This window comes from Pseudomonas bubulae (assembly GCF_900618535.1).
GTDB classification, from domain to species: domain Bacteria; phylum Pseudomonadota; class Gammaproteobacteria; order Pseudomonadales; family Pseudomonadaceae; genus Aquipseudomonas; species Aquipseudomonas bubulae.
In genome coordinates this window covers 62,013-72,953 of sequence record NZ_UYJA01000008.1, presented here as the reverse complement: position 1 = coordinate 72,953, position 10,941 = coordinate 62,013, and the positions used below count along the sequence as shown (strand labels likewise).

Here is a 10,941-nt window from a genome sequence, read left to right as displayed (position 1 = left end):
GCGCCGGTCAAAGTGATCACCGTACGCGCCACCGGTTTCGACCCGGTTGCTGCGCAAGGTGGTTCGGCAGCGGTTGAAGCGGTTGCAGCGGTTCACGATGCAGGCACTTCGTCGTTTGTTGGCGAAGAGCTGGCCAAGTCGGACCGTCCTGAGCTGACCGCAGCCAAGGTTGTGGTTTCTGGCGGCCGTGGCATGCAGAACGGTGACAACTTCAAGCTGCTGTACACCCTGGCTGACAAGTTGGGCGCTGCTGTTGGCGCATCCCGCGCCGCTGTGGACGCAGGCTTCGTACCCAACGACATGCAGGTTGGCCAGACCGGTAAAATCGTTGCGCCACAGCTGTACATTGCGGTCGGTATTTCCGGCGCGATCCAGCATCTGGCCGGGATGAAAGATTCCAAGGTGATCGTTGCGATCAACAAGGACGAAGAAGCACCGATCTTCCAGGTGGCCGATTACGGCCTGGTAGCGGACTTGTTCGAAGCTGTGCCTGAGCTGGAGAAACTGGTTTAATCCAGTTGCTTCACTTATAAAGGGCCCGGTTACCGGGGCGTGGGGAAGGGTAGGGCACTCAGTGTCCTGCCTGTTTTCACAGCCCGGGTAACCGGGCTTTTTAATGCCTGTCAATTGTGTGGAGGGAGTGTAGGGTATGGATATGCGTCAGATCAGCAGGCTGCTGGCAGGGTTGGTGTTTTTGCCATTGCTGTCCGAGGCGGCGGGCAAATGCGAACGCCTGATCGTCACCGGCAGCCCCGATGCCCCGCCTTACCTGTGGCGTGATCCGGCCGACCCTGCCCATTTGATCGGCGCCAGTGCCGACCTGATCCAGCAGGCTGGCCACGAGCTGGGGATCAAGGTTGAAGTGCTCTATGGCGGCAAGCGTGCCCAGGCCCATGACGAGGTTCGTACCGGACGCATGGACTTGCTGCTCGATGCTCCGCTGACCGTGGCCGGGCTTTCTTCCTTCGATTACATCCACCCGCCGCTGGTGCGCAACGATTATCTGGTGTGGACGCGCAAAGATTCTCCCCTGATCTACGAAACGCCCGCAGACTTGCATGGGCACAAGGGCGCGGTCTCGGAAAAGGCCCGTTTAAGCGAAACCTTCAATGAGTTTGCCCGTCATCAACTGACCCTGGAGCCCCAGCCCGGGTTGACCCAGGCTTTTCAGAAGCTGCTGCTGGGGCAGGCCGAGTATGTACTGGCCGGTCGTTATGCCGGTATGGTCACTGCGCAAACCCTGGGCATCGCCGATGATTTGCTGGCACATCCGCAACCTGTCGATCAGCCAGGGCTGTTTTTGGCTGTTTCCCATGACTCAGCCTGTAATGAGCCGTGGTTGCGCGGACAGCTCGCCAAAAAGATGACAGAATTGCCCGCCTCCGGCCTGACCGAGGCGGTAGTGCAACGCAATCTGGAGCGGTGGAAAACCCAGCTGCAACAACCGCTCAGCGCCCCAAAACAGTAGGAATCCCTAGTGACAATTCGACCTCTTTTCGCTGCCCTGGCCGTTGTGGCTCTGGCGGGGTGTGCAGCCGATCCTGCGCCGAATGAACAATTGCGTTTGACCGAGCAGGCCCTGGAGCAAGCCAAGGCGGTGGGTGCAAAAGCCGATGACCTGGCCGAGCTTAAACAAGCCGAAGACAAGTTGGCCCAAGCGCTGGCCGATATGGCAGATGAATCTTACAAGGACGCGCGCATGCAGGCCGAACAGGCGGAGCTTGACGCCCGCTTGGCTGAAGCTCGTGTGCTGACGCAAAAAAGCCAGGAACAATTGAACGTGCTCAATACCCGTATCGCGCGCTTGCGCAAACAACTGGCGGAGGCGCAATGAGCCTCAAGTCCGCAGCTTACATGGGGGCGCTGGCTATCGGCCTGAGCGGTTGCACCGGCCATCACAACAGCCAGCAGGCCTTGCAGCAGGCCGGTACGGACTTCCAGGCCGTCAAGGAAGATACCAATGTATTGCGCATCGCTCCCAAGGACGTGATCCGCTCCGGTGAGTCCCTGGCGCGTGCTGACCGGTTGTCCAGCTATTGGGGCAGCGGTGATGACGTTGCGCATTACGCCTACTTGAGCCAGCGTTACAGCGAAATCGCCCGTGAGCACACCCAGCAGGTGCTGAATGAAGAGCGCGCGGCCAAGCTCGAGCTGGAGCGTCAGCGACTGCAACTGGCCTTGCGGGAGGCCAAGCTGTTAAGCGTTCAGCAGCAGGGCCAATGGCTGGAAGAGCAAATCGTCAGCCTGGCCACGACCCAGACCGATCGTGGCCTGGTCATGACCCTGGGTGACGTGTTGTTTGATACAGGCGAAGCCGATTTGAAAAATTCGGCCAACCGCACGGTTCTCAAACTGGTGCAGTTTCTGCAACTCAACCCCAAGCGCATTGTGCGGATTGAGGGTTACACCGACAGCACGGGCGGCACGGAGGATAACCTCAAGCTGTCCATGGCCCGTGCCCAGGCAGTGGCGGATGTGCTGATCGACCTGGGTATCGACGAGAAACGCATCCAGGTGGAAGGTTATGGCGACCAGTACCCGGTGGATGTGAACGCCAGTGAGCGCGGCCGGGCCCAGAACCGTCGTGTTGAAATCGTCTTCTCGGACGAAAAAGGCCAGTTGGGCGCCGCTCGCTAAAACTGGGATTTGCCTGGACTGTGGGAGCGGGCTTGCTCGCGATTGGAGCGGCTCGGTGTGCCAGGCGTACCGCGGTGCTGCCATCGCGGGCAAATCTCGCTCCCACAGCTGCATTGTCCGCACCCATACAGTTACCCCCGCACTCGCGCTGTACGGCTTAGATAAGTGACAACTGTGCCCGTACACTTCTAAACTGTTCCGGTATTGTTCCCCATAAAAACAAAGCCTGAACATCGAGTGCAGCGCCATGACCAACCTTTTGCTTTACCAACGTATCGCTCAGCAGCTGGCTGAAGATATCCGGCGTGGCGTTTATCAGCCGGGCGAGCGTGTGCCTTCGGTGCGCAAGATGAGCTCGCAGCTCAACGTCAGTCATGCCACGGTGTTGCAGGCCTACGCCAATCTTGAAGACCAGGGGTTGATCCGGGCACGGCCGCAGTCCGGATATTATGTGCACCAGACCCCGGCACTTACCGCACCCACTCCGGATATCGCCCGTGTCGAGCGTCCGGGGCTGGTCACCCGCAGCAGCATTATCCAGCAAGTCCTGGTCGAGTCCCGCCGCGAAGGTGTGTTCCCGCTGGGAGCGGCGGTGCCCAGTGTCGATTACCTGCCTGTACGCGCTTTGCACCAGCAACTGGCCAAGGTCACCCGCTTTCACAGCCCGCGGGCGTTCAGCTATATGTTCAGCCCCGGCTTCGAACCCCTGCGCCGCCAGGTGGCAATACGCATGCGCGATGCTGGCGTGGTGGTCGATCCGTCTGAAGTGATCATCACCCACGGCTGTGTCGATGCCCTGCAAATGTCATTACGGGTGCTGACCCGCCCCGGAGACCTGATCGCGGCGGAGTCGCCAACGTACTACGGCTTGTTGCAACTGGCTGACCTGCTGGGTTTGAAAGTCATTGAAATCCCCAGTGATCCGGCCACCGGCATGAGCCTTGAAGCCCTGCAACTGGCCGCCAACCAATGGTCGATCAAGGCATTGGTGCTGACCACGCGCCTGAGCAACCCCCTGGGTGGGACCATGCCTGAAGAGCGGCAAAAGCAGCTGCTACGCCTGGCCTCGGACTTTGATATCCAGATTGTGGAAGATGATATCTATGGCGAACTGATGTTCGAGGTCGGGCGCACCAAGGCCTTGAAGGCCTTTGATCGCCTGGATCGGGTGATCTACTGTTCGAGCTTTTCCAAAACCCTGTCACCCGGTGTGCGAATCGGCTGGATGATTGCGGGCAAGTTTCAGCAGGAAATCCAGCGCCTGCAAACCTTTACCACCCATTCGGCCTGCAGCGTGACCCAAATGGGGGTGGCGGCTTACCTTGAAAATGGCGGTTACGACCGCCATTTACGCTATATCCGCCAGGAATACAGAAAAAACCTCAGTGCTTTTCAGCTGGCAGTGCAACAGCATTTCCCGGAAGGGACGCAGATGTCCCGCCCCAGCGGTGGTTTTATCCTGTGGGTCAGTTTGCCGGGCCGGGTCAATACCCAGGAGCTGCATGTGCGGGCGCTGCAACAAGGCATCAGTATTGCGCCGGGGCTGATTTTCAGTAACACCGAGCAGTTCAATCATTGCATCCGGTTAAACTGCGGCACGCCCTGGAATCGGGAAGCCGAGCGGGCCCTGATGACGCTTGGCATGCTTGCCAACCAGCTCTGCCAGGAAACTGCAGGTCTATATGGTGGCTCGGCAATAGCCGGTATGGCATTTTGACTATAATTACCTTGTTCCCCTGTGCGTAAAGCGCGAGCATACGCACCTGAACCGTTAAAGCTGTGGGAGTTATGAAAGCGACATATTGTGCGAGTCTTGTGTTGATGGGTGTTTTGAGTGCGCTCAATGCAGTCGTTGCAACAGCAGATCCGGTGCTCCCCGCATCCACTTCTGCGCAGACGCAATCTGTCCATTCATCGGCAAAACCTGCCGCCAGCGAGAAAAAAGCGCCGGTCAAAAAGCGTAAGCCAATCGCCACAAAATCCCGGTCGGCCCATGATATCGCCAAAAAGCCCTTGCCTGCTGCCAAGCTCGACCTGCGCCTGCCGCCCGAGATGGTCAAGCAACTGCGGCCCTTGGGCACTGTAGCCATGCCTGCGCACAAACCGTTACTGCCCAACATGTTTGGCGAAAAGTCTGTCGAAGAAAGCCCTTTTCAGCTCAATGGGCGTTTGCTCAGTAATGAAATGGACCTGCAATTGCGCAATGAATATCGACACAATGAAATCGAAGGTGCGGCACTGGATTTCGAGTTCAAACAATAAGTGTCGAGCGCTGTAAAACAGCCTTCTAAACTGACTGATCAGTCACCGTCATTTATCGGCACATTCTGCTGAACGGTCAATTTCAAACACCTGTTCCAGCGAGTACTATCCCTTGTCATCAACACACTTTGCCCCGAACGAGGAGCTGACGTCATGAATTGCCGTGAAGGCTGTGGCGCATGCTGCATAGCCCCTTCCATCAGTACACCGCTGCCCGGTATGCCCAATGGCAAGCCTGCCGGGGAACGCTGCCTGCATCTTTCTGTCGACTACTTGTGCGGTTTATTCGGCCAGCCGCAACGCCCTGCGGTGTGTGGTGATTTCAAGGCAGATATCGAGGTGTGCGGCAGCAATCGGGAAGAGGCCATCAACCTGATTGGCTGGTGGGAGCAGGTGACCGCTGCATAGTGTGTTCGTGTCCAGTGAACAAACCTTCAACAATAAGGAACAAGACAATGGGTTCGTTGCATAAAGTGGCATTGATCTGTGGTTTGAGCGCTCTGCTGGCGGGTGTGGCTCAGGCTGAAGACTGGAAGGTTGCCAAGGATCAGGACGGCATCAAGGTGTCGCTGAGTGAGGTGGCCGGCTCCCAGTACAAGGCGTACCAGGGCGTGACGACCATCAAGGCGCCACTGGCCAAAATCAGCAAGTTGCAGGAAGACGTGGCCAGCGCTTGTGCCTGGATCCATGAGTGCCAGTCGCAAAAGCTGCTCAAGCATGAGGGCGACCAGAGCTGGACTTACACCCAGTTCAAAACACCGTGGCCGGTTACCCCGAGAGATTCGGTGCTGCTGGTAACGTCTACCCAAGGCGCAGATGGCAGCCTGACCCGCACGCTCAAAGGCCTGCCGACCTATATCCCGGAAGAAAAGGGCTTTGTACGGGTTGCCCAGGTCAACGGCTTCTGGAAGCTGGTGCCCAAAGGTGACAACCTGACCGAAGTGACCTATCAGGTACACACCGAGCCGGGCGGCAGCGTGCCTTCCTGGTTGGCCAACAAGTTTGTGGTCGATGCGCCTTTCAATACCCTCAAAGGGCTGAAAGAGCGCGCTGAAAAGCCGTAACTCACAGCAGCGCAAGCCGGGTCCTGGACAGCGCATCTGTCCGGGTACCGGGCGCGGTTTTTTCCGACAAACGAAAAAACCTGTTGAAATTCATGGCTTGCCCCCTTGGCAGATCCCGCACCCTGGAGCTACTCTGCAACCAGACCAGCGAAGTAATCGACTGGCTCTGATCTTGTTTGCTACATGCTTATTTCTTCCCTTGTCACGGCCCGACTGTTGCCGAAGGGGAGCGCTGAATGTCTATCCATTGCGAGGAGGACGTTTCATGAGCACAGCCCATCAAGAAGACCTCAGCAGCTATGTGCTGCGCCGCATGAAAGAAGGCGGTTTTGATTTTTCACGTATCCATCCCATCGAGTTTTACGCGATCTTCCCGGACGAGGAGCGGGCGCGCAGAGCTGCACAAAAATTTTGTGGTGAGTCCCTGAATGCGCAGATCAATGTGCGAGATGACGGTGCATGGCATCTGGAGTTGAGTAAGGTGATGTATGCCACCTATGGGGGCATCGGCGATTTCGAGCAGGACTTTGAAGCAGTAGTCGTGCCGCTGGGAGGAATTATCGAAGGTTGGGGCGTGAAGCAGGAGGTGCGTGGCCTGCTCAATTGAAAGGTGTTTGATCGTTTCTCGGCTGGCCTCAGGGCCGGCCGTTCTGTTTTATAGCCAGCAACTTTAGCCCGCGAAGACGCGCAGGGGCGCACGTCTTCGGCATATTGGCATGTCTAACCGATAACCTTTGTCAGGTTCGGCAAGATCAGCAGCAAGGTGGTAGCAAAGAGGATAAGACCGGCTTGACGTACTTTCGTATGTTTGAACATGGCTATCTGCCTTTTTTTGTTTTTCCTGAACGACAATGCCTGCGCCAAGAGATTAATGCCTCGAAAAGAAAGCGGCCCTGGCAACAGGGTTAACCTTAGAGCCCCCATAAGACATGGCTTAGAACCCTTTAACATCATCCAAGTGCAGTAAGTTTCTAAAACGCTATTAAGTCTTTTACCCCTGACCTGCCGACCCGTATCTAGACGCAACCGGCCCGTTTGGTGTCCATATTCTTAGCCCCCTACCGTTCGTCAGGGAGTGCAGTGCAGCCCTGTTTTGTCCTACAAAAGGCCCCCGTTTTCAGGGGTTGCAGGGTGATTACTACGTTCAGTACTTGCCATCAAATACCCTTTCAGGGCAGGCTCGGATCTGTTGTCATCATTACTTTCGCCTTTATCGTGCCAGGTACTTTTATGTCGCTACGCATCTGCATTCTGGAAACCGACATTCTGCGTCCAGAGTTTGTTGACCAATATCAGGGCTACGGGCAAATGTTTGTGCGCCTGTTCTCCACGCAGCCAATCGCGGCACAGTTCACTGTTTTCAATGTCATGCATGGCGAATATCCGTCTGATGACCAGACGTTCGATGCTTACCTGGTTACCGGCAGCAAGGCGGACTCATTTGGCACCGATCCGTGGATTCAAACCCTCAAAACCTACTTGTTGACCCGCTACGAGCGCGGTGACAAGTTGCTGGGCGTTTGCTTTGGCCATCAATTGCTGGCGCTGCTGCTGGGTGGCAAGAGCGAGCGCGCCACTCAAGGCTGGGGCGTGGGCACCCACCAGTACAAACTGGCTGCCAAGGCACCGTGGATGAACCCGGTGGTCGAGGACTTGACGCTGTTGATCAGCCATCAGGACCAGGTTACGGCCTTGCCGGAGAACGCCACGGTCATTGCTTCCAGTGATTTCTGCCCGTTTGCCGCCTACCACATCAATGATCAGGTGCTGTGCTTCCAGGGCCACCCCGAGTTTATCCACGACTATTCGCGGGCCTTGCTTGACCTGCGCCAGGAACATCTGGGCGAGCAGGTCTACAGCAGCGGTATCGCCAGCCTGGGCCAGGATCATCATGGCCGCACCGTTGCCGAGTGGATGATGCGTTTTGTGTCGCACAAGCCGCAGATCGTCTGATATCCGGCTCGATATAGGTGGGAGCAGGTTGCTCGCGATTGGAGCGATGCGGTTTGGCTGAACAATCGCGCTGTCTGAATCGCGAGCAAGCCCGCTCCCACAGGGTGAGAGGGTTAGAGCCAGCCAGACCGTTTGAAGCTGGTCCACAGGCCGGTGACGCCCACCGCAATAAACCCCAGCACACCGAAATAGCCGTAGTGCCAGGTCAATTCCGGCATGTTCTGGAAGTTCATCCCGTAAATCCCCGCCACGGCAGTGGGGAACGCCAGGATGGCCGCCCAGGCGGCGAACTTGCGCTGTACATTGCTCTGGCGTGAAGACTCCAGTAGCACAACGATCTCAATGGTCTGGGTAGCGGCATCGCGCAGGTTGGTGAGGTCTTCCATCTGCCGCGTGACGTGAATCTGCACATCACGAAAATACGGACGCATGTTCTTGTCGATAAAGGGGAAGGTCAGGCGCTGCAGTTCTTCGCTGATCTCCACCATGGGCGCCACATAGCGGCGCAGACGCAGTACATCTCGGCGCAGGCCATGCAGGTGGACGATGTCGGCCTCATTCAGGGCATTGCCCATGATGCTTTGTTCGAGCTGCTCGATTTCGGCATGGATGGCTTCGCTGACAGGCTGATAACTCTCGGTAACGAAGTCGAGCAGGGCATACAGCACAAAGTCTTCACCATGCTCCAGCAGCAGCGGCCGTGCTTCGCAACGCTGGCGCACGGATTTGTAAGAGGCTGAATGACCATTGCGGCTGGTGATGATATAGCCGTTGCCGGCAAAGATATGGGTTTCGACAAACTCCAGTTTGCCTTCATGGCGAACCGGCGAATAGATCACGATAAACAGCGCATCGCCAAAGGTCTCGAGCTTGGGACGGCTGTGTTGCTCAAGGGCGTCTTCGATGGCCAGTTCATGCAGGTTGAACTGGCGTTGCAAGTTGGCCAGCTCTTGCGCGTCGGGTTGCTCCAGACCAATCCAGACGAAGTGACCAGGCTTTTTCGCCCACTCAATGCCTTCGTCCAGCGTGATATTGGTGACTTTCTTGCCTGCGTTATAAACCGCAGCAGCAACAACTCTCCCCATAGTTCTAATCGCTTCTTCTTCAAAGGGTTATGGCACGAAGATGCAGCTTAGCGTGCTATTGGCCACTTTGAGACGACAAAGGTTCAGTGGTTCGGGTTGGATACTGTCGAGTTGCCCTTGGACAGGGGGGGCAAGTGAATGTTTTTCTGGCTCAGCAGTTCCCGGTCCATGGCTTCAATGCATTCACGCATCTGCTCGTGGCACTGTTCCATCAACTGCGGGATGTCATTCAGGGTCAGGCCGGCTGTCGGGATGGCAGGCAGTGAACGGATCTGGATATCGGCACTGTGCCAGCGGTTGAGCTGCAGGTGCTGGCTATAAGTGCTAACGCACACCGGTACGATCGGCACCCCGGCAGTGATTGCCATCTGGAATGCGCCCTTCTTGAAAGGCAGCAGGGTTTTGCCGAAATTGCGCGTGCCTTCCGGGAATACCCAGATGGACGTGTCTTTCTCTTGCAGGGTGCGGGTAGTCGTCAGCATCGACTTGCGGGCTTTCTGGGCATTGCCCCGATCGATCAGCACATTGCCCGCCAACCAGAACAGCTGGCCGAACAGAGGCACCCACTTAAGGCTTTTTTTGCCGATGCACACAGTGCGGCGCGGTACCACGTTGCCGAATATAAACAGGTCGTAGTTGGACTGATGATTGGCAATCACCACACAGCTTTGCGGCTTGTCCATCAGCGGTCCGACCTCGGCCTTGAGTCTGTAGCCCAGGATCCAGCGGGACGGCCAGGCATACAGGCGCGCGCACAGGCGGCTGTTGTCCGGATTGAAGGGACGGCACATGCCCAGTATTACACCCAGTACGCCTGCAAGCATAAAATGCAGACACATCAACAACATACGCATCGAAAGTAGCATTTACAGGCTCGCCAAAACAAAAGTCGGCGCAGTGTACGGATGTGCACTGTCTTCAGCAATTACCCCGATACAAGTAGGAGATAGCTGAAGTTTTAGCATTTGTTTCAACGAGCTTTGTAAGAGGCGGGCCAGAGCAGTTTGAGAATGATTGCAGGGGGACGTCAGGCAGGCACAATCCCGACCGCAGGTTGCGGTCGGGACCGGTATTTCAGGGGGGGAGGGTCAGAGCGGGTGGTGCTGGTCTTCTTCAATTGCCTTGTCCAGCGTTTCCAGCAGCTCCTTGCGCACCTTGAACTTGGTGTTCCTGTGGGCCCTCATATTGATCTTCTTCAACTGGCGGGCGGCTTCCAGGGCTGCGGCTTGCAGCTCATCAGGCTTGACCACCTTGTCGAGGAAGCCTGCGTCAACTGCGGTGAGCGGGGTGAACATCTCACCGTTGATAACCGAGCGGTGGAATGCCGATTTGCGCAGCCGGTCGCGGGCCAGCTCAATACCGGCATGGTGCATGGTCATGCCTATCTGCACTTCGTTCAGGCCGATGCTGAACGGGCCTTCCACGCCGATACGGTAATCCACCGACAACAGCAGAAATGCGCCCTTGGCCACCGCGTGGCCGGAACAGGCAATCACCACCGGGAACGGATGCGCCAACAGGCGACGAGCGAGGGTCGAGCCCTGTCTGACCAGCTCAATGGCTTGCTCGGGGCTGGCGGTCATCACCTTCAAGTCATAGCCGCCAGAGAGAATGCCTGGTTGCCCGGTAATGATGACTACAGCGCGATCCTGCTCGGCCTGGTCCAGGGCGGCATTAAACGCAGTGATCACATCCGGGGAGATGGCATTGACCTTGCCATTGCTCAAGGTCAGCGTGGCGATACCGTCTTCCAGGTGATAGGCAATCAAGTCACTCATGGCGCAAATCCTTGTTATGAAGTGGGGCAGACGTTACCCAGCCCCGTGGCCCAGGTAAAGGGCCATGACTGACCGGTGAGTCATGCAATTGGCCTGCACCTTCTATATAGAGGGCAGCGGAGCAGGGTTTTTGCCTGAACGGGCAAAGCTGCGGTGCCGGAA

At 57.0% G+C, this 10,941-nt stretch carries 13 protein-coding genes; 10 read left to right on the top strand and 3 right to left on the bottom strand.

From position 1 onward, the window contains the following. The 10 genes from PPTH39_RS23055 to PPTH39_RS23010 all read left to right on the top strand — a co-directional run. Positions 1 to 513, top strand: a 513-nt coding sequence (locus tag PPTH39_RS23055; protein WP_198417424.1) for an electron transfer flavoprotein subunit alpha/FixB family protein, incomplete at its 5' end; no start/stop codon positions are given. 136 nt (positions 514 to 649) lie between these two features. Continuing rightward, positions 650 to 1,468: a substrate-binding periplasmic protein gene (locus PPTH39_RS23050; protein ID WP_095002269.1), complete on the top strand. Its 819-nt coding sequence runs from the start codon at positions 650 to 652 to the stop codon at positions 1,466 to 1,468. A gap of 9 nt (positions 1,469 to 1,477) precedes the next feature. Next, positions 1,478 to 1,834, top strand: coding sequence for a DUF4398 domain-containing protein (locus tag PPTH39_RS23045; RefSeq protein WP_095002268.1), 357 nt, complete (start codon positions 1,478 to 1,480; stop codon positions 1,832 to 1,834). Continuing rightward, entirely contained in the window at positions 1,831 to 2,637 is an 807-nt protein-coding gene (locus PPTH39_RS23040) for an OmpA family protein (RefSeq protein WP_095002267.1), read from the top strand. The genes PPTH39_RS23045 and PPTH39_RS23040 overlap by 4 nt, the downstream gene beginning before the upstream one ends. A 247-nt stretch (positions 2,638 to 2,884) precedes the next feature. Further along, on the top strand, positions 2,885 to 4,354 hold the full coding sequence (locus PPTH39_RS23035) for an aminotransferase-like domain-containing protein (protein ID WP_095002266.1): 1,470 nt from the start codon (positions 2,885 to 2,887) through the stop codon (positions 4,352 to 4,354). A gap of 71 nt (positions 4,355 to 4,425) precedes the next feature. Then, positions 4,426 to 4,899 (top strand): translation initiation factor 2, encoded by a 474-nt coding sequence (locus tag PPTH39_RS23030; RefSeq protein WP_198417423.1) that lies wholly within the window; start codon positions 4,426 to 4,428, stop codon positions 4,897 to 4,899. A gap of 153 nt (positions 4,900 to 5,052) precedes the next feature. After that, positions 5,053 to 5,307: a YkgJ family cysteine cluster protein gene (locus PPTH39_RS23025; RefSeq protein WP_016779971.1), complete on the top strand. Its 255-nt coding sequence runs from the start codon at positions 5,053 to 5,055 to the stop codon at positions 5,305 to 5,307. A 47-nt stretch (positions 5,308 to 5,354) separates the two neighbouring features. After that, positions 5,355 to 5,963 (top strand): START domain-containing protein, encoded by a 609-nt coding sequence (locus PPTH39_RS23020; protein ID WP_095020313.1) that lies wholly within the window; start codon positions 5,355 to 5,357, stop codon positions 5,961 to 5,963. A 265-nt stretch (positions 5,964 to 6,228) separates the two neighbouring features. Then, positions 6,229 to 6,570: a ribonuclease E inhibitor RraB gene (locus PPTH39_RS23015; RefSeq protein WP_016779973.1), complete on the top strand. Its 342-nt coding sequence runs from the start codon at positions 6,229 to 6,231 to the stop codon at positions 6,568 to 6,570. A 623-nt stretch (positions 6,571 to 7,193) separates the two neighbouring features. Then, complete coding sequence (locus tag PPTH39_RS23010; protein WP_095025161.1) at positions 7,194 to 7,916, top strand: amidotransferase; 723 nt, start codon at positions 7,194 to 7,196, stop codon at positions 7,914 to 7,916. A gap of 113 nt (positions 7,917 to 8,029) precedes the next feature. Here PPTH39_RS23010 and PPTH39_RS23005 read toward each other — a convergent pair whose 3' ends face one another. The 3 genes from PPTH39_RS23005 to PPTH39_RS22995 form a co-directional block, all read right to left on the bottom strand. After that, a complete protein-coding gene (locus PPTH39_RS23005; RefSeq protein WP_095002262.1) occupies positions 8,030 to 9,001 on the bottom strand; it encodes a magnesium and cobalt transport protein CorA in 972 nt (323 codons plus the stop codon). 83 nt (positions 9,002 to 9,084) lie between these two features. After that, positions 9,085 to 9,867 carry a lysophospholipid acyltransferase family protein gene (locus PPTH39_RS23000; protein WP_095002261.1) on the bottom strand — a complete coding sequence of 261 codons (783 nt, stop codon included), beginning with the start codon at positions 9,865 to 9,867 and terminating at the stop codon, positions 9,085 to 9,087. A 222-nt stretch (positions 9,868 to 10,089) separates the two neighbouring features. Then, the gene (locus tag PPTH39_RS22995; protein WP_130872524.1) at positions 10,090 to 10,779 is read right to left on the bottom strand and encodes a crotonase/enoyl-CoA hydratase family protein; all 690 of its coding nucleotides are present in this window, start codon (positions 10,777 to 10,779) and stop codon (positions 10,090 to 10,092) included. Positions 10,780 to 10,941 lie beyond the last annotated feature (162 nt).